Origin of the sequence: Streptococcus sp. GS001 (assembly GCF_021595565.1) — a bacterium.
Taxonomy (GTDB): domain Bacteria; phylum Bacillota; class Bacilli; order Lactobacillales; family Streptococcaceae; genus Streptococcus; species Streptococcus xiaochunlingii.
Genome location: NZ_JACSYJ010000004.1, coordinates 119,874 through 142,284 on the forward strand (window position 1 = coordinate 119,874; position 22,411 = coordinate 142,284).

The following is a 22,411-nucleotide window of genomic DNA, read 5'->3' on the forward strand; positions in this document are numbered from 1 at the left end:
ATAACCTTCCAGCAATGATGAAAAGGACGAGATTTCCTCTCGTGCTTTTCTCCCAGTCACATAAATTTTATCTTTAAGGAAAGGATGGGAGTGGGACAAGGATAGCAAGTTGATTGATTTGCTACTGGTCTCTCTCCCATCTTTGGTTAAGGATAAAATCTTGTTAGGCTCTCCATACAAGGGAAATCCATCCCGGAGATTAGAAAGGTCTCTTCATGCCCTATCCATTTAATTATTTTTCCAGCCTTTTTCAGGTAAGAAAAGCATTTGCCAACCGCAAACAACTCAACTGGTTCCAAATGATCTTTACCTCACTCTTTCTTCTATCCTTGACCCTCATTCCTGTTGCCATTCAAAATGCAGAACTACAGACCTACCCTTTAACCACCTTCGTTAGTGATATCTTTGATCCCTTAACAGACGATGTTATGAAGGATTTTAAAGAAAACATACAGATAAATCAGCAAGAACTAATCTATAACAGTCATTTTGGAGTTCATAAAAATGAAGCTGGTCATGTTATCTTAGGCCATCACGAAGGAACTCAATTAGGAGAAAAATTAACTCTTTATTTCGATAAAAACCAATTGATTGTAAGTAAAGAAAAGAAAGAACTAGCTACGATTCCTTACCAAGCCATCAATCAAGAGAGCATCCAGGACAAAAAGGAACTCACTAAGGCCATTTCCAAAGATTGGTTTCAGGCCAATCGATTGGCTGTTAGCCTCTTTCTCGTCCTCTTCTCAGGTTTCTTATCTGCTGTGAATTTTGCCATTTTAGTATTTGGAGCTTCCTTCTTCCTCTTCTTGACACGGAAGTCACGTCTCTTCTCTCTCAAGACCTTCAAAGAATGCTTCAATTTCACCCTCAACTGTCTTGGATTGCCTATTCTTGCAAGCGTCCTGATCAGTTTAGTATTCCACCAAGTCTTTACGACAACCATCTTGATCCAAAATATCCTATTTGTCTTGTTCCTCGCGCTTGCCTTCTATAAGACTCATTTCCGGGATCCAGATTACAAACCTTAGGGAGGTCCTTTATGCGTGTCACCATCAAAGATGTCGCCAAACTTGCCGGCGTTGCACCATCTACCGTTACACGAGTGATTCAAAATAAATCTACCATCAGTGAAGCCACTAAAAAACGGGTTCGTTCTGCCATGAAAGAACTGGATTACCATCCAAACCTCAATGCTCGTAGCTTAGTGAGCCAGTCCAGTCAGGTGATTGCCCTTGTCTTGCCTGATGAGAGTGATGTGTTCTTCCAAAACCCCTTCTTCCCTACGGTCCTCCGTGGGATTAGTCAGGTAGCTTCTGACCATGGCTATGCCATTCAGATTTGTACAGGAGCCAATGAGACCCACCGTCTCGAGCAACTCAAACAAATGATTTATGGTAAGCGGGTAGATGGACTCATCTTCCTCTATTCCAAATTGAATGATCCTCTGGTTGACTTCTGTATTCAAGATAAATTTCCTTTCTTGATTTTAGGGAAAGCAACTTCACCTTTTGTATCCTTAGTCGATAACGACAATGTTAAGGCAGCCTTTGACGCGACCGAATATTTTATCAATAAGGGATACCAACACATCGCCTTTGTTGGAGGAAATAAGGAATTGGCCGTTTCTCAAGACCGATACAAGGGCTACCAAGAAGCTCTTGCCAGTCACCAGATCCCTCTTCGTAAGGAATTGGTCAAATTCTCCTTTGGTTTCTTGCTCGAAGAAAATTCTTACCAAATCATGGATACCCTGCCTTTTGAAGAACTCGAAGCACTCATGACAACGGATATTCTAGTTGCCGAAGGGGTCCGGAGATACCTGAGCGATAAACAAGTCGACCTCCCGATTATTTCCTTCGACTCCATCAAACCACGAATTCCAATTGACGCCTATATTGACATCAATACGGTTGAATTAGGACGTGAATCTGTCAGAACCTTACTCCAAATTATTAAGGACAACAAGGAAAACAAAACTGTTTGCTACAGACAACTCATTGAACACTCGATTATTGAACTTTAGGAGAACCCATGACCACACACTTTTCTGCTTATTTAGATGATCAAGACTTGATTCGCATGGAAGGAGGAGAGAGCGTAACGGCCTTTCTTCCTTTTACATTGACGTCTGGTTCGAAAACGATTGAACTCTTGCCGACAGAGGAAGAAAAGACTCTTCGAAGCCCCCTTCCCATCGACATAAGTCAAAGCTATACTCTCTCCAACGCTAAAGGAGAATCTTGCCTCCTCCACTACCGGGAGATTGTCCGCCAACCCATCTTTGATCAGCTATATGCTTATGATGGAGAGGATTTAGGGGCTCGCTACTCAAAAGAAAAAACGACCTTTGCCTTCTGGGCTCCCATTTCTCAAGAGGTTCAGCTCTTGATCAACCAAACTGCCTACCCGATGGAGCGGACAGAAAAAGGTGTATGGCGTTTAGAACTCGAAGGAGACTGGGAAAAAGCCTCTTATTACTACCAGCATCAAGTCAACGGTGTAACCCATATCGTCCATGATCCTTATGCTCTTTCTTCTGAAGCCAATTCCGGAGCTAGCTATGTCATCGACCGGCATAAGATTGAGCGCCCTATCCAGAGAGCCGCAACCCAACTAGAGCCGACTCAGGCCATTATTTATGAATTGAGCGTCCGGGACTTCTCCATGCAAAAAGAAGCTGGTTTCCAACATCCTGGCACCTTCCCAGCCCTCTTAGAATCTCCTAAGCATGGAGACCAGACCTTTGGCTTTAACTATTTGAAATCCCTGGGTATTACTCATGTTCAGCTCATGCCCCTCTATGATTTCGGAAGCGTAGACGAAACAAATCCTACTGCTTCCTACAATTGGGGCTATGACCCTGTGCAATACAATGTTCCGGAAGGAAGTTTTAGTAGCCAGCCAAATGATCCTTACCAACGGATCCTTGAGTTGCAACAAGTGATTGATGCCTATCATAAGGCCGATCTCAGTCTTATTATGGATGTGGTTTATAACCATGTTTACCTCTCTGACGAGTTTGCCTTTGAGCGGATTGTCCCAGGCTATTTCTATCGCTATGACCAAGACCGCCAACGAACCAACGGAACCTTCTGCGGCAACGATGTAGCCAGCGAGAGAGCCATGGTGCGCAACTACATCAAGCAGTCAGTCAAGCAGTGGGTTCAACTCTACGGCTTTGATGGTTTTCGCTTTGACTTGATGGGCATTCTTGACCGCCAAACCATGATGGAAATTCAAGAAGAATTAGCAGCCATTTACCCCAACATTTACCTTTATGGAGAAGGCTGGAAGATGGATACTGGACTGGATCCTGAACTCCTGGCCCATCAATACAATGCCAGTCAACTTCGTCCGTATGGCTTCTTCAGTGACAACTTCCGTGATACCATTAAACGAAGCATCCTCAACGAAGGACGTATAGACAGCCGCTATCAGGCCAATGATCTGGCCAATATTTTGACTGGTAACGTCGGACTTAAAGGAGCCCCACACTTTGTGCGTCCTCAACAGGCAATTAACTATGTGGAATGCCATGATAATGCAACCTTCTTTGACTATCTCAAGGTTGAAGACCCAAACATTTCAGAGGAGGTGCGTCAGGCTAAAGCCCGTCTTGGCTTGCACCTCGTCCTCTTGGCTCAAGGAGTTCCCTTCCTACATGCTGGTCAAGAATTCTATCGCAGCAAAGGGTTAGAAGAGAATACTTACAATCTTCCAGATGCTCTAAATCAACTGGACTGGTTTTCTTCTACAGCTTATGAAACAGATATCCAGTTCCTACGCGAATTGATTGCCTATCGTAAAAAGGAAGAGCTCCTTCGCTTTGATAAGGCTCAAGATATACGGGATTACTGCCAAGTCACTTGGATCTCAGAGAGGACCTTCTCTTACAGCATTGAGAAAGACGGTCGTAAGTTGCTTATCTTGGTCAACCTGGGAGATCAAGAATGGACTTATCGACTCAAAAAATCTGCAAGATTAGCGATTGCCTACCCTCATGTGTTTGGAAGAGAGCAAGGACTTTCTCAAGAAGAATTTACCGTTCCAGCCCATGGTTGGATCTTGGTAGAACAAGCATAAAAAATTCCTGCAAGAAGTTCTTGCAGGAATTTTTTAGTCTTCTACTTCGACAAAGCGTCCAATAATATGAACATTGTCTGAAATTGTTATAAAAGCTTGAGGGTCTGCTTTTTTCATTAAAAATTTAAACTCATTAAACTCTGCTCGGGTAATAACCGTGAGTAAGACGGCTTTTTCCTGATGATTATAGGTCCCTTCGGCATTGTGAATAATGGTTGCCCCACGGTGCAATCGCTTATGGATTTTTTCAATAATCTTATCCGGTTGGCTAGTGACAATCATGGCTTGCATCCGCTTCTGCTTGGTAAAGACAGCATCTGTCACTCGACTGGAAACAAAAATGGTAATCATCGAATAGAGGGCATACTTCCAACCAAAGGTCATCCCTGCTATCAACATGATGGTCCCATTAACGATGAGAGAAATTTTGCCGACGTTCTTGCCCGTTCGCTTTCGAATGGTCAAACTGACAATATCGGTTCCCCCACTGGAGATATTATTCCGAAGGGCAAAACCAATCCCTGTCCCCATAACCACACCCCCAAACAAGGCGTTCATGATAGGGTCATTGGTGAGCGTAACTACTGGAACAAATTGGATAAAAAAGGAACTCATGGACACCGTTATAAAGGTGAAAATGGTAAACTTATGGCCAATTTGATACCAGGCGATGATCATTAAGGGTAGATTGATGGCATAAAATGACAAGGAAACAGGAATGGTAAAGCCCAAAAATCGATCACTAAGAGCAGAAACAATCTGTGCTAACCCTGTCGCGCCACTCGAATAGACACGTCCCGGCTGGAAAAAGAAGTTCACAGCAATCGCAGATAAAAATCCATAGACCAATGAGGCTGAAATCTTTTCATCATATTTTTCGCGGGAAATGCTTTTCAAGACCCGTAATAATTTAAAATTATAAGCAATTCTTCTCACATAATAACGTAAGATTTTACCTAAGCGAGTTTTTTTCATGACTATCTCTTAATTTATAAATAAAGGGAAAATCTCAGAAGCTACTTCTGCGGATTTTCCGCTTTTATTCTTACTCCTCAGTTTTGACTTCTACTTGTAGACTCAACTCTTCCAGTTGTTTGGTAGATACTGCAGAAGGGGCTTGGGTCATTGGATCTGTTGCCTTGTTGTTCTTAGGGAAGGCAATCACTTCACGGATATTCTCCTCACCAGCTAACAACATGACAAAACGGTCCAAACCAAGAGCCAATCCACCATGTGGAGGGAAACCATAATCCATAGCTTCTAGCAAGAAACCAAATTGCTCTGTCGCATCTTCTTTTGAGAAACCGAGAGCCGTAAACATCCGTTCTTGCAATTCTTTTTGGTTGATCCGGAGACTTCCTCCTCCAAGTTCGTAACCATTGAGCACAATGTCATAGGCAATAGCACGTACCTTAGCGAGATCGCCCTCTAATTCATGAGCTGTATCTGCTTGTGGAAGTGTAAAGGGATGGTGGGCACTCATGTAACGGCCTTCTTCTTCAGACCACTCAAACATTGGCCAATCTACCACCCAAAGGAAGTTGAATTGATTGTTGTCGATGAGGTCTAATTCCTTGGCAATTCTGCAACGAAGGGCACCTAGGGTTGCATTGGCTACTTCTAGTGTATCCGCTACAAAGAGGACCAAATCTTTTTCTTCCAACTGTAAAGCACTTGTCAACTCTGTTGTCACGTCTGTCAAGAACTTAGCAACTGGGCCGTTTAAAGCACCATCAGCTACCTTGACCCATGCAAGACCTTTGGCCCCATATTGTTTGGCTACTTCGGTCATCTTATCGATATCTTTACGTGAGTAGTTGTCTGCTGCTCCTTTGACCACAATGGCTTTCACTGCTGGAGCTTCTGAGAAGACCTTGAAGTCTACACCCTTTACAACTTCTGTCAAGTCTGTCAAGAGCATCTCAAAACGAGTATCTGGTTTGTCCGAACCGTAAAGAGCCATCGCATCATCGTACTTCATCCGCGGGAAAGGAAGGGTGACTTCAATTCCCTTGGTTTCTTTCATGACACGCGCGATTAAACCTTCGGTAATGTCTTGAATTTCTTGCTCTGTCAAGAAGGAGGTTTCTAAATCGACCTGTGTAAACTCAGGTTGACGGTCTCCACGTAAATCTTCGTCACGGAAACATTTGACGATTTGATAATAGCGGTCAAAGCCTGCATTCATCAACAATTGTTTCGTGATTTGAGGGCTTTGAGGCAAGGCATAGAAGTGCCCCTTGTTGACACGAGATGGAACGAGATAGTCACGCGCCCCTTCTGGAGTTGACTTAGAAAGGAAAGGTGTTTCCACATCAATAAATTCCAACTCATCCAAGTAATTCCGAATAGAGTGGGTTACTTTAGCACGCAATTTCAAGTTTTCCAACATCTCTGGGCGACGCAAGTCCAAATATCGATAGCGTAGACGGGTATCGTCGTTAGCTTCAATGCCATCCTTGATCTCAAATGGTGTGGTTTTTGCCGTATTAAGGACAGTCAATGAAGAAACATGCATTTCAACCTGACCTGTTGCAATTTTATCATTCGCTTGCTGTCTGGCAGCAACTTGACCTGTCACTTCGATCACATACTCGCTACGAAGACTCTCAGCCGTTGCCATTACTTCCGAATTGACCGTCTCTGGATTGATGACCAATTGCATAATCCCTTCACGATCTCGCAAATCAATAAAGATCAAGCCACCCAAATCACGGCGTCGACTCACCCATCCTTTGAGGGTTAGTTCTTGTCCAATGTGTTCCTCGCGAACACGTCCAGCATACATGGAACGTTTCATTGTATTTTTACTCTCCAAACTAATATTCTTCCTTCTATTTTACCATAAAGCCTGTCAGATAAGTGCTTTTCCAGAGATTTTTCCAGAAAAAACAGTTCTTTTATTCAGCTTCTTTCCCGGTAGGAGTTTTCTCTTGTTTGGCCTCTTCATCGTATAGGGTTGGGGCCAAGATTTTCATCAGACTAGCTGTTCCAAAACGCATGATAGCTGCCAAGACTCCAAATATTGGAGCCAAGTTACGGAAAAAGAAGTCTCCTCTGATGAATTGGGTGATGAGGCCCGTAATGAGAAAGATCACGATTCCTTGAAGAATCGCATAAACAGCTATTTTCTTCATTGTTTTCATGGTTTACCAGTTTCTCTCTTTCTAGTAGATAGACTTATCCACAAGTCTGTGGATAAGTCTGTGAATATGGGGATAAGTTTCTTCAAAACTATAGGAAAAAAGGTTGAGACTGGGTATTCTCAACCTCTTCGCATCTTACTTAAATTGATCCGGCTGACCTTTATAGTTAGCCCAGTCCTGACTTAAGAAACGATTGTTAATCTTGTATTCAGGAGCCGGTTGAGGGTTGGAGACAAAAGGATCAACTGCCTTGTCAAATGCCAACCATCCATTCCAGCCCATATGAATGGTGTCCTGCATAAAGTAGGGTTTATCACCATCTTTAGAAAAATCAGCAATATGGGTAAAGCCTTGACTTTCTAGTTGGTAACGGATTTTTTCAACTGTCCGTTGATACATTTCTTTACTCAAGCCTGTATAAGCCATCCATTTCGAGTTCACTGGAGGGATGACAAAGATGACATTGGTTTTAGATTGAGCAAACTGATCCAAGACCAGTTGTAAATCATTGTATTCTGGGGATTGTTCATAGGATTCATTCTTTTGGAATCCTTTGAGTTTCTTGAGCTTACTCGCAAGACGATGAGTATAAAAACTATTACTAATGCCTAGTTTATTATTATTGGTTTTCTTTTTAGCTTCCGCCGTCGCCACCTCTTCCAAGGCTTCGTAAGAAAATGTGTCTGGCAAATCATTTAAGCGAGAGAGAACTTTCTTCTCATAGTTGCTATTGTTCATTGCCGTAAAGGTGCTAAAGAAGGCATCCTCCCGACGAACAAAGCGCATGAGGGTCTGATTGAGACCTTTTTCAAAACTAGATAGATTTTGACCTTTGGCTAGCTTCTGAACTTCTCCCTGCATAGCAACATTAGGGTACTGCTGCAAGAGACGAGATGCCGCATACTGGCTTGCTGGTCCAGCTTCTTGGTTGGCCAAAAAGCTCGTTAATTGATCACTGTTAAAGTATTGCTGAAAGGCCGATGAATCATAACCATCCTTCGTAAACCACTGAGGCGATACCACATAGACAGCCGTTTTCCCTTCTAGTTGAGGAAGAATTTGCTGCATCCCAAAATATTGGTTCAAGGATGCTGCCCCTCGTTGTCCTAGAAAATATGGACGATAAGAGCGATCATACTTCTCAGCTAGTACTGCTGGGTGGACGATGTCAAATCGCAACCATTCGCTGGAACCAAAGAAGGGTACAAAACGATAGTTGGGATCCCCGAGCGCTTCTTCCTTACGGGCACGACTTTTAAAGCCTTCTGCCGTCAAGCTCACTGCGGCCTTTTTCTCCTCTGTCAGATTATGTTTGTGGTTAATCGGATAGAAAAAGAGAAGAGCAGCGACAAGAGCCATGGCGCAAAAGACTGGACCCAGAATCAGCCACAATCGTTTAAGCATTCTGAAGCTCCATGACACCTTCTACGATTTTGTTGGCAGTATTCCAGTCATCACGACCAAATTCAGATACTGGAACCCGAATATCGAAGCGGTTTTCCAATTCAACAATCAACTCAACAGTTCCCATGCTATCAAGAACACCGGCATCAAAGAGATCCTCATCCATCATATCTGAGACATCTTCCATAAACAATTCGTCAATAATTTCAATTACTTGTGATTTTACATCCATTTTTCATTTTTCCTTTTCTTATTTCATTTTTGGAAACCATTGCTGATCCAAGAAACCTGAGAAGATCAGGAAGGACAGCATAACGGTGTTGAAGGTAATAAAGATTCCAAGAGCCTGAGTCCAGCGATTATCTGGCAGGGGCTCAAGTCCTTTTGCTTTGCGCTCTTTATTCAGTGTCTTCTTCTTCCGAAGCCAGGCATCATTGATCACGAGACCTAGACCGTGGAAGAGGCCATAAGCAACATAATACCAGGTCACTCCATGCCAGAAGCCCATGACCAACATATTGATGATATAGGCAACGTTTGACGTTGTAATCCGACTCTGAAAGACCTTGTTGCGCATCAAGACCATAACCAGACGCATAAAGACAAAGTCACGGAACCAGAAAGATAGGCTCATGTGCCAACGATTCCAAAATTCCTTTAAATCATGTGATTTGAAAGGGAGGTTAAAGTTGATTGGACTCTTAATCCCCATCAGGTTGGATGCCGCAAGGGCAAACATGGAATAGCCTGCAAAGTCAAAGAAGAGGTCCAAACCAAAGACATACATCACCCCTAAGGTTCCTAGGTTAAAGACGCCCCCTTGAAGAAGGGCATAAGTCTTGACATAACCTAACAAGAGATGACCAAAGATATGAGCTAGAATGAACTTATAGAGGAAGCCAAGCATGATATACTTGACGCTCTGCTCCAGCATATCGAGGAGCTCATCCCGATCTGGAATCGTTAGGTAATCTTCATTGAAGCGTTTGAAGCGGTCGATCGGCCCACTTGAAAAAGTCGGCATAAAGAGCAAGAAACGCAAGAATTCCCAGAGACTAAATTCTTTGAGGGTCCCATCTCGCATCTCGATAATCATCCCTACCGCTCGGAAGGTCAGATAGGAAATCCCAAGGAAGCCCATCCAAGACTGGGTCCCATCAATGGCTGGTTGCACCTTCACAAAAACCAAGGGCAAAACGACCAAGAAAGAGTGAACATAAAAGACCCACTTGTTATCACGCTGGCTTCGATAGAATTTATAGGAGTAGACCCAAAGGATTTGCCAAAAGAGGTAGAAAAGAACCGCATAGATTTGTTTCAAATCCGTCCCTGTCAACATCAAAACAATAAAGGCTAGACTAACCAAGGCCTCATAGACTGGGAAACGCTTCTTAAAGAAGAGGCCAACAAAGATGGGCAATAAGGCCCCAATCAAATAAATAAAGTAGACCGGGGTGCCATAGGGTTCTAAATGAGGGAGCTGTTTCAAAAACTCGATCATCGGTTGTTAACCTCGCTAATCAACCCTTTGATGTCGATTTTCCCATTTGGAGTTAGCGGCAAGCTGTCACGGTAGAGGAATTTTGAAGGCATCATATAAGACATCATGATGTGTTCCAAATCTTCCTTAATGGCTTTCGTGATATCAATTTCGCGCTCAAATTGTTCTTTGACCCCATCTTTTAAGATGACATAGGCCAAGAGATTTTGCACCTTGTGATCTTTGTTGTAGCGCGGTACTGCAACAGCCGAGTCGATGTACTGAGACTTGTTCAAGTTTTGAGAAACATCTTCTAGCTCAATACGGTAGCCGTTAAACTTGATTTGGAAATCCATCCGTCCACCATAGAGAAGGAGGCCTTCATCTGTCATGGTTCCGACATCTCCCGTATGGTAGGCTGGAAGACCTTCGAATTCGAAGAAGGCTTCTGCTGTTTTCTCTGGATTATTCATATAACCTTTTGAAACAGCTGGTCCAGATACGATGATTTCCCCTTGCTCTCCATTTGGCAATTTGTTCCCTTCCTCATCAATGATAAAGGTTGGAGAATCTTCTTTGGTATAGCCGATTGGCAAGCGTTTAAGAGTCGCTAGCATCTCATCTGTGATAGCCACTGCCGACAAAGCAACGGTTGCTTCCGTTGGCCCATAAGCATTGATGATGCGTGCATTTGGGAAACGCTCGCGCAATTTCTGAGCCGTTTTCACGGTCAACTCCTCCCCATCAAAGTAGAAATGGGTAATACCTGGCATCTTTTCAGCATTGAAATCTTCAGACAGCATGGCCATATCTGCAAAAGATGGCGTCGAAGTCCAGATCGCAATCGGAAGAGAAAAAATGGTCGCAAAGAGTTGTTTGAAGTCTTGAGTGATGGCTGATGGAAGAGCAAAAAGGGTTCCACCAAGAGCCAAGGTTGGTGCCCAATACATGACAGACAAGTCAAAAGAATAGGGCGGTTGCGCCAACATTTGCGGACGCTCTGGCGTCGCAAATTCCTTGTCTGTGATCATCCAGTTAGTAAAGCTGAGCAAGTTATCATGCGAAATTTGCACCCCTTTTGGTTTTCCAGTTGTTCCAGAGGTAAAGATGATGTAGTAGTTATCATCCCCTTTGACAGGATGTTGCAAATCATAAGCATTCTGAGCCGCATAAGCTTCACGCACTTGCTCCAAGGACATGATCGGAGCAGCTGGGTTTTCGATTGGAAACTCATTGATGGCAATGATCAGGCTTGGCTCAGCCACTTCAAGAATGGCAGACACGCGCTCCAAGGCAGAATGGCTATCAATTGGGATATAAGCATGGCCAGATTTGGTCAAGGCCACAAAGGTTGCCAACATTTCATATTCTTGACCACCAAAGACCACAACAGGTGACTTTTCAGGAAGTCCCATTTGGTCAATGTGGGCTGCTAAGCTATCTGAGTCTGCCTTCAATTGGCCATAGGTATGCTCTTCTCCAAGGACATTGTAGACAGGATAGTCTGGTTGCAGTTGGGCGAAGCGCTCAATCGCCTCGATCATATCAGTAATTGGTTGGTTTGACACGGTAGGGATCTCCTTTAAAATTCATTATAGATAAAGCCACCCTGACCTTGACCAAGGTAACTAAAGAAATAGAGTAAGGCTAAGAAAATAGCGAAATACAAAATTGTTTGCCCTATAAATTTATAAAGTGTTTTATGTTTCATCTTTTTCACTCTTCATTTTGATTTTCACTGACTATTTTACCATTTTTTGTTCAGTCATAGCAATCCAAACACAAAGAAATAATACTAGAAAACGTTACCATACGAGACGATTACTATCCTAATTTAAGCCAACCGCTATCTAAGCCTTATCTTGCCGTTTCGCAACTCTGACGAATCAACTCCAAACACTTGTCTAGATCTACATCTCTTTCAAAATGGTCGGGACTCCAGGGAACCTCTATATCCGGCTCCACACCTTGATCCGTCATTCCTTTTCCTTGATCCAAGCTTAGACAGCGAGAAGTAGGAAACATCAATCGATAATCCCCATAATCAACAGTACAACAATTGGAATAGTCTAAAATTCCTAGAGTTGGTCTACCTACCACTGTTACCTTCTTAAACTGCTTCATCATCTGGACAAAATTATCACCAGATGATCCACAATAAATATCTGATAAGATAAAGATCTGTTCGGGATATTGGCCACCTCTAACCTCTGGGAAGAATTCCTCGCTTTCTTGCTGATACGGTACATAGCCTTTCCCCCGATGGTGGATCAACTCCTCTTTCATATCTTCAAGTAGTTTAGTTGTTTCAGGACTAATTTCTTCCTGTTGCATCCAGTCCTCAAAGTCTTTCAAGCGTAAGTCGACATTGCGTTCCGTGTATAGAATTTCCATGCCATCATCGTCCCAGTCAAGCGAATCATAGCCCTGATCCTTCTCTAAGCCTAGATGTAACAGAGTAAGATATAGAGAATCTGTCCCTCCGCCGTTCTGTCGGACATCAATGAGAAGAAACTTGACCTCCGTCATCATGGGTAAACACTCTTGATATACCCGACTAATAGCTCCTTCATCCATAAAATTATCCAGACGAAGATAAAGAATCTCATCGTCTAATCGTTTCCAAAAAATCTGATCTTGGATTGGTTCTCGACTGGGCACTACTTCAATGGTCTTTTCTACCCCCTCCCGAAGCAGGGTGACCCTTGTGGACTGAGAGATCAAATCTGCCCATTCTCGGTAGTGTCTTTCAGGGGTCTTACTGATAAAATAGTCCTTATGGAGAGAGGCTACCTGCTCCAAGTCACTTCCATCCAAAGCTAAGATCTGATCTCCTACTTGAAGTCCTGTATCTTCATTTGCCCCTTCTACAAAGAGACCGTCGTCTGTCGAGCGCAATAAAAAACCTTTGTTGGGGGACTTTTTCTTTCCAAAAGAAACATGCCCGATCACCCCAAAACTAGCTAGGTAGGACCTGACTTGATAAAGAAAGGCATCATCCGTCATTTCATCTGTAATTTTTTCTCGAAAAGGCTCTGGATCGCATCCTTTTCGGTCTTTGATGGTAGATGAATCGTGAGTCATAATGGAGACGACATCTTCAAAAATAGCTCTTTTTCTCATGCAGGACTCCTTCAATTTTTTAGAAACAGTATACCACTTTTCCTTAAAAAGTTCTTAAAAGCCTAAAAAGAGGCTGGGACAAAAGTTCTAGCCTTTCAATTGTCTTTGAATTGTCGAGCAAGACGCAGTGGTTGAGTGGGCTCTACTACGCTGATTTCATCAGCTATTACAGCCCTACTCAACTGTGCGGAGGTGGGACGACGAAATCGAATTCTAACGAATTACCGATTTCTGTCCCACTCTCTTCTATAAATTCTTTCTTTTCTTAGCCTTCTTGGTCAAGGAGACATCGCAATGATAAATTTCTTCTGTTAGGAAGGTCGTTATTGCAAAATCGTCAACTTCTGGTCTCAGATCTACTTCATAATCCAAGGTAAGCTGTTCCCCATTTTGGCTTGTATTGACCGAAATCAAGTCGACTTCTGTACAATTGCGATCCAGCAGACGGCTGATTTTCTCCGCAATCCTAGCCTGATTTCCTAGCTCAATCGTCAGATGGCGGCGCCGTTGGTGGTCGGTCTTACTTTGCTTGGTTTCGAGCAAGAGCCAGATAGCTAACAGAAAGGCCGTAAACAAAACTGCCAATAAGAGGTAGCCCGACCCCGCTGCTAAACCAATAATCATGGCTAGGAAAATCGCGATCAATTCTCTCGAGCCGCTGGTAGCGGAACGAAATCGAATCAAGCTAAAGGTCCCTGCTACTGCAATCGAGGTCCCCAGACTCCCATTCACCAGGAAAATCACCAGGGTCATCATGCAGGGAAGCAAGGTGAGACTGACGATAAATTCACGCGTATAGAGAGTACGGTATTTGTAGGTCCAAGACAAGGCCATCCCGAGCACCAGGCTGACCAGCAAGGCTAGCATCAGGCGCACCGGATCTACGGTTGCCGTAGCGTTATTAAAAATAGAATCAAATAGATTAGACATAGGCAGCACCTGTCCTTTCTTGAATTGGCGTTGGTGCATAGTCTAAGCCTTGTGACTTATGGTAGGCACAACTGTATTTCGAAAATTTCTGTTTGACCAGTCCGTACTTATCCAGAATGTCCTTCAGCCACTGAGGTTCTTCACCTGGGGCCTTGATTTCCATAACGATGGTATTTTCTTCTAATAAAGGCTCACCAGCTTTCCCACAAAGGAGACTGACTTGCTGATCACGATAGACCAAGTTTTGATCCAGAGTGACCCGAATCTTATTGTAAGGATAGCCTTGGATGCTCTTCTTTTCTTTTAAGGACAAACGATCATAATAGATGTACATCTGGGGCTGTAGTCGGTTATCATAGCGCTGGCACAGAGCTTGGATTTCTTGCACCAAATCCAGATCCTGAATGGTCTGATCCACTAGTCCATCCGTCATGAGGCGGGTGATGGAGGAAGGGTTCGAGACCAGGCGGAACTTATGACCAATTCCTTCTGCATCCTTTGATTTTACTTCTAGAAAAGCCGGACTCTCCACTGTTGGATGCTCCACATAGGTCCGCATCCGGATCTTTTCACGACGGTTCTGTTTAGCAAGAGCATCTTGGATCACATCAAAGTCTTCGGTATCAAAATAGATATTCGAAATCGTGGAGATGGGATAATCGTCTTCAACAACATATTTCTTCAAATCTTTCAATAAATCATCCAAGTCTTCTTTATTCACCACATATTTGGTTTCAATCCGCTTGAAGCTTGTCTCTACCGTTTTTTTCATGTTTTTCTCCTTTTGTTCAATAAAAAGTTATCATTTTCTTTATCGTTTTTGTTGCAAAGCCACAAGTCGCTTTACTTGTTCCTTAGTTTAGTTGCCTTTTCTTAAGCTTTCATTAAGCCAAACTTAAAGAAAACTAAAGTTAAGGTTCCTTTCAGAAAAACTTCAGGAAACTTTCAGCTAGCAACTTTAGACTAGGAGCATATCAAGGGAACGAGAGGAAAAGCTCATGAAATCAAACAAATGGAAATTCTTATTAACGGGGGCCGCAACCCTCACCTTACTGACAGCTTGTACCCAGGCGTCATCACAATCAGCTACAAAAAGCAATACTGCACAAACAACCGCTACTTCTACTTCAAAAAATAAAACAAACAATTCCAACTATTTTACAGATAAGGACAAGGACACCTCTTATGATGAAAGTAAAGCCTCTACTGTAAAACTATCTGGATCTTCTGCAAGTGTATCGGGTGACGGCGTAGCTGTTTCTGGATCCACTGTGACCATCTCTAAGGCCGGAACCTATGTCATCTCTGGTGAATCTAATGGGGTTCAAATCAAGGTCGAAGCAGATGATTCAGATGATGTTCATATCGTCTTAAAAGGGGTTACCATGACTAACACCAACGCGCCAATCTCTGCTACGAAAGCAGGACATGTCTACTTGACTCTAGCAGATGGCACTACCAATACCCTATCTGATTCCAGTTCAAATAATGATGAAGATGCCGATGCGGTCATCTTCTCTAAAGGCGACCTCACCATCAATGGTTCAGGTACGCTCAACATTGATGCCAAGAAGAACAACGGGATTAAGGCCAATGATACCCTCCACATCACAGGTGGAACCTATAAGATCACGGCTGTAGGAGATGCCTTCAACGTCAATGACGAACTCAATATCACTGGTACGACCATGACCATCGATGCAGATGAAGATGCAGTCAAGGTGGATAATGATGAAGATACTTCGGTCGGAACCATGTATCTTTCAGATAACAAAATGACCATCACTGCAGGAGACGATGGCATCCATGCTTCTGGTGATCTGATCATCGATAGCGGAACCTATGAGGTAACAGAGTCTGTCGAAGGTCTCGAAGGAAAATCGATCACCATCAACGGTGGAGATATCACCATCTATGCAACCGATGACGGTGTCAATGCTGCCAATACTAATGCCAACCAAGATGAAATTTTCTTCACCATGAATGGTGGAACACTCAACGTTGAAGTTGGCCAAGGCGATACCGATCCAATTGATTCGAATGGAAATATCACTGTTACTGGAGGAACCATCAATTTGACGGGGCAATCCGGCTTTGACTTTGATGGAACAGCTACCTACACAGGCGGAGACATCTATATCAACGGTGAAAAACAAACGGAAATTGTCAACTCCATGCCTGGAGGTGGTGGGGCTCCCGGAGGTGGCGGACCTCAAGGCGGTGGACCTGGTGGGCCTGGTGGACGCTAAACCCTTCTTCCAAGGCCACTAACTGAAGCACACGAGAGTTATTAAAAGATGACTCCCTCGCTTCAAATGAGATCACAAGGAGCTGACCCTTACAGGAGAGAAAGTTTGTATGAATACCTACTTCGTACAAGCTCTCTTCTGTTTTTTCGTGCTTTCCAAGCTTTTATAGTGTACAATAGAAGAAGTAGCGCTCTATGATTAGAAAGGGTTTTATATGATGTCTAAAAAAATCACTCTCCTTGCAACGCTCTTTTTGAGTCTTTTCTTCTTGACAGCCTGTATGTCTGATTTTCAATCATATTTCAAACCGGAAGAAACGAGCTCTCGTGCCTCTTCTAAAAAACAAGAGAAAAGTGAAAAAGAAGCCTCATCGTCTAAAAAATCATCTAAAACTAGCTCTTCGAACAAAGAAAAGAAAGAGTCTAAGACGGAAACTAGCTCTAGCAAAAAAATGGAGGAGCTCCCTGCCAATGCTAGCGAAGCTCCAACAGACAAGATCTATGCAACAGGCGATTCTGTCGTTTACTATAGAAAAGATGGCGATACATTAGAAGCCGCAACACCGGATTACGAAGGCTATACTAAAAAATTTGTTCAAAAAATTCTTGGGGAACCTGAAAATGTCCTTAACGACCCAAAGTATCTGGTCGAAACCTTCTCAGAAAAGGAACGGGAAAACCTCGTGAAACTCTATCAAGAGGGACACTTAACAGATGAACAGCTTCGTGCTTTTTGGGCTGGTGCGATCGATATCGCTCAAGCCACTAGGTTCGGTCAAACGTACACGGTTTATATCTACAAACAGGGCCAAGTACAGCTGGTCTTCAAAGAAGATAACCTTATCTACATCACTCCAAATCCAGAAGTGCTTTATTTTAACTAAGAAAAAGCCCTCTTCTCTATTGAGAAGAGGGCTTTGTTTCACATGAAACTTTAGATAGAGGAAGCTTAGTCTTCTTCCATCTTTTGAGGTTGATAGGCCATCATTCCTAGACCAATACACAAGCCCAAAACTAGGGTAAGGAAGGTGACTTGCCCACCTATCTGACCAGATAAGGAAATGGTTTCCCTTAATCCCGATACGGTATAACTCATTGGCAACAGTGGATGAATAGTTTGGAAGAAACGATTGGTGAGGGCAAGCGGATAAGTCCCTGCACTAGAAGCCAGTTGAAGGAGCAAGAGAATCAAAGAGATAAATGCTCCGACCTTGTTGTTCCATGTCGTTAAGGCGGTTACCACGGACATGAAGGTCACACTTCCTAACACACAGAGGAAGAGAGTCAAGCTTTCATGGTTTGCCGCCATTCCGAGCAGGTGGACAGCTCCGTAGACCAGGACACCAGCCAAGACCGCAATCATCCCGTTCACTTCCAATCTCGATTTAAGCCAAGCCCAACGACTTTCTGGATGACGCCCAGATGGCAATTTGGCAAAAATCATATTGGTAGAGAGAGCCGCGACGAAAAGGGCAACAGATATCATATAAGGCGCCATTCCTACTCCGTTCACTGAAACATTGTCATGGTCTGTCTTCGAAAGAGTGATTGGATCTGACAATACGCTTGCATTTTCTTTTTCAGTGCTAGCGCTATTTAGTTGGTCCTTAGCTGAACTCAAGCCTTGACTAAGATTTTGACTACCTGTTTGGAGATCAGCCAAACCTCCGACAAGAACCTGACCCCCTGCCGCTAATTGACCAGAGCCATCAGCTATCTTAGTTGCACCATCCGCCAATTGCTGAGAACCTGATAGTAACTGACCTGATTTATCCGATAACTGATCAACTCCTGATACCAGTTGATCAACACCGCTAGCCAAAACCGGTGTTTGACCATTTAGTTGACCGATCCCACTAGCTAGCAATCCAGCGCCTGTTGTTAATTCGCTAGACTTACTAGTCAATTGGTTGGCTCCTGAAGCTAATTGATTCATTCCAGCAGTCAGAGTTGGCATTTTCCCATTTAGGTCTCCCAATCCTGCTGCTAGTTGATTACTTCCCATTACCAAGTCACCAGATTTCTGATCCAGCTGACTTGTCCCCGCACTCAATTGAGTAGCTCCTGCAATCAAGCTACTGCTATTATCCGTAAGCTGACTAGCTCCACTGGCTAACTGATCCACCCCTGTCGTATAGAGTTGAATGCCCTGGCTAAGGGTTTGGCTTGCTGGTAGAAGTTGCTCTGTTACTGCGGTCTGTAGGGAGCTCAAGCTAGTTGAAAGAGTATTCAAGGTAGACGAAGCTGTTGGCAAGATCTGGTTGGCACTTTCTTTTACTGTGGCCAAGGAACTCTCGGTTGTTAAGCTTTCTTGCAAGCCTTGAACAGTGGTTAAAATCGCTTGAGCAGCAGTCTCTGTGGTACTTGAAGTAGCAGAGACAGCAGCCGTCATTTCTGCCTGTTGCTCAGCTGTCATCGATTGATAGGCAGCAGTAGCTTGAAGATTTGCTAGTACTGAATTACGGTCAGCCTGTGCCGCTGCTGAAATCCCTTGAGCAGAGGTGGCGATGCTTGCCAAAGCTGTGCTGAGTTGACTGGTATCCCCGCTCGTGTTCTGAATAGCTTCATTTAATTGGGTGAGGCCTGCTGTTAATTGGGCAAGTTGCTCTTGTTGATTTGGTTGCGGAGTGAGTTGGGTGGATAAGGTTTGAATGCCTGTCTCTAACTGAGACACTCCATTTCTTAATGCTTCCGATTGGCCGCTTAATTGACTAGCTCCACCACTGAGAGTAGCAAGCCCTGAGCTATAGCTGGTGAGGCCAGCCGTCAAGTTACTAGCACCAACATTCAACTGACTAACTCCCTTTGTGTAGGTATCCAGTCCCGTTGAGAGAGTCGTCATCCCTGTATGCAATTGGCCAATCCCAGAGGCTAACTGTGGCGTTTGACTAGCCATTTGGTTTAAACCATCTCCCAGCTGTCCAACACCAGATGTATAGGTCGTCAGTCCACTACTAAAGGTAGTAAAACCATCATGAAGTTGTCCAACTCCCGATACGAGGGTGGGAACTTTCTCCTGCATTTGATGAAGACCCGTTCCTAATTGGCCAACTCCATTGGTGTAGGCCAAGAGACCAGTGCTAAGAGTCTGTGCCCCATTTGAAAAAGACAGACTCGAATTGGACAAGGTGGTCAAATGGTCTGTCAGGGTCTGTCCACCCTCTTTTAGCTGACCAGCACCGGTCGCTAATTTCTGGCTTCCTTCCGCTGCTGTTCCCATCCCTGTCTTCAAGCTTCCCATCTTTTCGAAAAGAGCGCTGGTATAGGTTTGAGTGACATTACTAGCAACGGTTTGCTGGATTTTTATCATGGCTGAATCACTCATCTTACCAGCAATAAAGCTATGCCCACTAGATGTTTGGTAGGCAATGGTCATCTGTTCCGGATGATTGGTTAAGATAGAAGCAGCTTTAGCAGATAGATCTTTGGGCAAGGTCACCACCATATAGTAATCACCCTTTTCCAGCCCCTCTTTAGCTGCTCTTTCATCGACAATATGAAAATCCAGGGCGTCACTTTTCTCAAAATTGGACACCATGTCTTTTCCGATTGTCAATTCTTCTTCCTGATAACGAGCCGGCTGGTCTTGATTGACAACTGCTACTGGCAGGTCAGAAACCTTGCCATAAGGATCCCACATAGAGGATAGAAAGATCACATTGTAGAGAGCTGGTATCAAGGCAACCCCGATCATCACAACGATAAAGGTCGGTTTCCTAAAAATCGCTTTCCATTCCTTAAACATTTTTTGTCTCCTTTTTATACACATTGTCTATTTTTTTGATATAATTGATTATACAGTTCTTTTTAAAAACCGCAAGTTAAAAAAATCATTTTTGGACACTGTGTATAATTTTGTGTATAAAAGAGGGAGACTAGAATGGTTACCGAAAGCAACAAGCGAATAAAAACAAAACGGATCATCCAGGAAGCCATGGTTGACCTGCTTCATAGGGAGTCCTTTGATGAGATCTCAACCGTACAGTTGGCAAAAGAAGCTGGTATCAGCCGGAGTAGCTTCTATACCCACTACCGCGATAAGTACGATATGATCGAGCGCTACCAACAGGAATTTTTCCACAAAGTGGAATACATCTTCGACAAACAACAAGATGATAAACACCAAGCTGTTACCGAAGTTTTCGAATTTCTCACCAAGGAGCCCCTCTTTGCTGTCCTTTTAACTGAGAATGGGACAAAAGAAATTCAATCCTTCTTGCGACACAAGCTACAAGTTCTACTAGTCGATAGCTTGCAAGAACGTTATGGCCATCGATCTTTGACCGAAATCGAAAGAGACTATAGTTCTGTCTACCTCACCAATGCCTTCTTTGGAGTCTGTCAAATGTGGGTGGCGCGTGGGCAAAAAGAAAGCCCCCAACAAATGGCGGACTTTCTATTAAAAATGCTGGAATAAAAGAGAGTGGGACAGAAATCGGTAATTCGTTAGAATTCGATTTCGTCGTCCCACCTCCGCACAGTTGAGTAGGGCTGTAAAAGCTGATGAAATCAGCGTGGTAGAGCCCAGTCAACCACTGCGTCTTGCTCGATAATCCAAAGACAATTGAGAGGCTAGGACTTTTGTCCCAGCCTCTTTTATGTTATGTTTCTTTAGTTCCCTGCTCCTAAAAATTGATCCACAAAGAAACTGAAGTAAGATTTTTCTCCTGTGATCAGGACACACTTCCCTTCCAAACCGTATCGTAGGAGTTTGGCCTCCTGATCCTTGAGACGAAGAACTCCCTCTATTTTGAAAAAGTTCCCCTGTTCTGTTCGAGTGGCACTCGAAGCAATTGAGCTAATACGGGCCTCTAGCGTAATTGGTTTTTGTTTACTTCCCTGTGTGCTAAAGCGAATCCGATCACCTACATGAATCGTTGCTATATCTTTTGAAGGAATATAGGTGACAATCTTGACTTCTTTTTCTTTCTGAATGAGAGGATAAACTTGAGCCAAAGGAGTACCTTCCGCTACAATACTTGCTCCTTTTGTTTCATCATTCAAATGAATCACCCCTTCATTCTTGGCTAGAATCCGAGTCTTCTGAAGAAGATTTTCTTGTGTTTTTAACTTACTGTCTAAATCTGCAATTTGCTGAGAAAGAAGCAGTAAATCTTGTCCAACTTTACTCAGCTGTTGAGCTTTCAGAGAGGCTATTTGACTATCTAAGCTGGTCGAAAAAGCTTGTTGGCTTCCAGATCCCGCATATTGGATGCGATAATTAGAAATACTCGCCTCTAACTGCTGGATTTGACTATCTAGCTGACTGATAAAAGAAGCTTGTGCTTGAGCGTTTTCTTCTCCATGTGGTTGCTGAGCGTAACTCTGGTAGAGAGAGTAAAGTGGATGAGTCGCATCCAGACTTCTTCCCTCTAGTAGAGCTGATTTTAGACTATGGTAATCAGTTAATCGCTTCTCTTGGTCTTGGATAGCTTGGCCAATTTCTGCTTGACTGGAACTTGCACTGGCATTTTGAGAAGCAATGGTTGCATTTTGTTGATGGGCTTGCGCTTGGAGAATCGCTATTTGTTGCTGGTAATCCTTAAACAGCTGGTCATACCCAAAATGCTCATTTCCTGTAAATTGGCTCTCCCCGGTCTCAATGCTCGTTTTCAACAATTTTAATTGTTCCTCCTGTTTCTTTAAGAGGTCGAGCTGTTGCGTTAAGCTCATCCCTTGTTGCTTTTCCTGATCCCCTTGGTATTCTACCAAGATTTCTCCCTTCTTAATCTCTTTATTTTCCTTCAAATGGTTGACTTGAATGGGAGAATTACTCGTTGACTGGATTTGGTCCACCACGCGCGTAGCTTCAATCGTCCCACGACTAGACAAGGTCACTTCCTTCTTGGCAAAGACAGAGAAGCCTACAACAAACAATAGTAAAAGAAAACAAGGGACTACCCATAAACTAGCAAAATTATGGAAACGTTTCTGATAGAATTCTGCACTTTCAAAATATTTTTCGTTCATCATACTTTCTTTTTTCTCCTAGTCCTC

19 protein-coding genes are annotated in these 22,411 nt (G+C 43.5%); 6 read left to right on the plus strand and 13 right to left on the minus strand.

The genetic code is table 11. The annotated features are described in order from the left end of the window. Positions 1-215: 215 nt before the first annotated feature. The 3 genes from H8S88_RS08290 to pulA are packed head-to-tail and all read left to right on the plus strand — an operon-like array spanning position 216 to position 4,083. A complete protein-coding gene (locus tag H8S88_RS08290; protein WP_236128246.1) occupies positions 216-1,028 on the plus strand; it encodes a DUF1189 domain-containing protein in 813 nt (270 codons plus the stop codon). A gap of 11 nt (positions 1,029-1,039) precedes the next feature. Beyond that, complete coding sequence (locus H8S88_RS08295; protein WP_236128247.1) at positions 1,040-2,023, plus strand: LacI family DNA-binding transcriptional regulator; 984 nt, start codon at positions 1,040-1,042, stop codon at positions 2,021-2,023. Positions 2,024-2,031: 8 nt separating this feature from the next. Next, positions 2,032-4,083, plus strand: coding sequence for a type I pullulanase (gene pulA, locus H8S88_RS08300; RefSeq protein ID WP_236128248.1), 2,052 nt, complete (start codon positions 2,032-2,034; stop codon positions 4,081-4,083). Between the two features lie 33 nt (positions 4,084-4,116). Here pulA and H8S88_RS08305 read toward each other — a convergent pair whose 3' ends face one another. The 11 genes from H8S88_RS08305 to H8S88_RS08355 all read right to left on the minus strand — a co-directional run bounded on the left by H8S88_RS08305 (position 4,117) and on the right by H8S88_RS08355 (position 14,938). Further along, a complete protein-coding gene (locus H8S88_RS08305) occupies positions 4,117-5,058 on the minus strand; it encodes a YitT family protein (protein WP_048690300.1) in 942 nt (313 codons plus the stop codon). Positions 5,059-5,128: 70 nt separating this feature from the next. Then, positions 5,129-6,883 (minus strand): aspartate--tRNA ligase, encoded by a 1,755-nt coding sequence (gene aspS, locus H8S88_RS08310; RefSeq protein WP_236128249.1) that lies wholly within the window; start codon positions 6,881-6,883, stop codon positions 5,129-5,131. A 100-nt stretch (positions 6,884-6,983) separates the two neighbouring features. Further along, positions 6,984-7,220 carry a hypothetical protein gene (locus H8S88_RS08315; RefSeq protein WP_236128258.1) on the minus strand — a complete coding sequence of 79 codons (237 nt, stop codon included), beginning with the start codon at positions 7,218-7,220 and terminating at the stop codon, positions 6,984-6,986. 144 nt (positions 7,221-7,364) lie between these two features. After that, the gene (gene dltD / locus H8S88_RS08320; protein ID WP_236128250.1) at positions 7,365-8,633 is read right to left on the minus strand and encodes a D-alanyl-lipoteichoic acid biosynthesis protein DltD; all 1,269 of its coding nucleotides are present in this window, start codon (positions 8,631-8,633) and stop codon (positions 7,365-7,367) included. After that, positions 8,626-8,865 (minus strand): D-alanine--poly(phosphoribitol) ligase subunit DltC, encoded by a 240-nt coding sequence (gene dltC, locus H8S88_RS08325; protein ID WP_006595371.1) that lies wholly within the window; start codon positions 8,863-8,865, stop codon positions 8,626-8,628. The genes dltD and dltC overlap by 8 nt, the downstream gene beginning before the upstream one ends. 18 nt (positions 8,866-8,883) lie before the next feature. Further along, positions 8,884-10,134, minus strand: coding sequence for a D-alanyl-lipoteichoic acid biosynthesis protein DltB (gene dltB, locus H8S88_RS08330; RefSeq protein ID WP_236128251.1), 1,251 nt, complete (start codon positions 10,132-10,134; stop codon positions 8,884-8,886). Then, positions 10,131-11,681, minus strand: coding sequence for a D-alanine--poly(phosphoribitol) ligase subunit DltA (dltA, locus tag H8S88_RS08335; protein WP_048690311.1), 1,551 nt, complete (start codon positions 11,679-11,681; stop codon positions 10,131-10,133). The genes dltB and dltA overlap by 4 nt, the downstream gene beginning before the upstream one ends. A 14-nt stretch (positions 11,682-11,695) precedes the next feature. Then, entirely contained in the window at positions 11,696-11,824 is a 129-nt protein-coding gene (locus H8S88_RS08340) for a teichoic acid D-Ala incorporation-associated protein DltX (protein ID WP_006595368.1), read from the minus strand. 146 nt (positions 11,825-11,970) lie between these two features. Further along, the gene (locus tag H8S88_RS08345) at positions 11,971-13,236 is read right to left on the minus strand and encodes a S41 family peptidase (protein ID WP_125335135.1); all 1,266 of its coding nucleotides are present in this window, start codon (positions 13,234-13,236) and stop codon (positions 11,971-11,973) included. A gap of 246 nt (positions 13,237-13,482) precedes the next feature. Beyond that, positions 13,483-14,166, minus strand: coding sequence for a DUF4956 domain-containing protein (locus H8S88_RS08350; protein ID WP_125335137.1), 684 nt, complete (start codon positions 14,164-14,166; stop codon positions 13,483-13,485). Next, positions 14,159-14,938, minus strand: a complete 780-nt coding sequence (locus H8S88_RS08355) for a polyphosphate polymerase domain-containing protein (RefSeq protein WP_125335139.1) — start codon at positions 14,936-14,938, stop codon at positions 14,159-14,161. Before H8S88_RS08355 ends, H8S88_RS08350 begins: the two co-directional genes overlap by 8 nt. Positions 14,939-15,164: 226 nt before the next feature. Between H8S88_RS08355 and H8S88_RS08360 the strand changes: the two genes are divergently transcribed. After that, the gene (locus H8S88_RS08360; RefSeq protein ID WP_236128252.1) at positions 15,165-16,415 is read left to right on the plus strand and encodes a carbohydrate-binding domain-containing protein; all 1,251 of its coding nucleotides are present in this window, start codon (positions 15,165-15,167) and stop codon (positions 16,413-16,415) included. Positions 16,416-16,629: 214 nt separating this feature from the next. Next, positions 16,630-17,298, plus strand: a complete 669-nt coding sequence (locus H8S88_RS08365; RefSeq protein ID WP_048789910.1) for a DUF4947 domain-containing protein — start codon at positions 16,630-16,632, stop codon at positions 17,296-17,298. A 65-nt stretch (positions 17,299-17,363) separates the two neighbouring features. On the opposite strand, the gene H8S88_RS08370 is transcribed toward H8S88_RS08365, so the two are convergent. Further along, complete coding sequence (locus H8S88_RS08370) at positions 17,364-20,159, minus strand: YhgE/Pip domain-containing protein (protein ID WP_236128253.1); 2,796 nt, start codon at positions 20,157-20,159, stop codon at positions 17,364-17,366. A 135-nt stretch (positions 20,160-20,294) separates the two neighbouring features. Here H8S88_RS08370 and H8S88_RS08375 point away from each other — a divergent pair, with 135 nt between their 5' ends. Continuing rightward, complete coding sequence (locus H8S88_RS08375) at positions 20,295-20,831, plus strand: TetR/AcrR family transcriptional regulator (protein WP_006595361.1); 537 nt, start codon at positions 20,295-20,297, stop codon at positions 20,829-20,831. A 194-nt stretch (positions 20,832-21,025) separates the two neighbouring features. Here the strand turns inward: H8S88_RS08375 and H8S88_RS08380 are convergent, their stop codons facing one another. Further along, entirely contained in the window at positions 21,026-22,387 is a 1,362-nt protein-coding gene (locus tag H8S88_RS08380) for a bacteriocin secretion accessory protein (RefSeq protein ID WP_048789912.1), read from the minus strand. Positions 22,388-22,411: the final 24 nt, after the last annotated feature.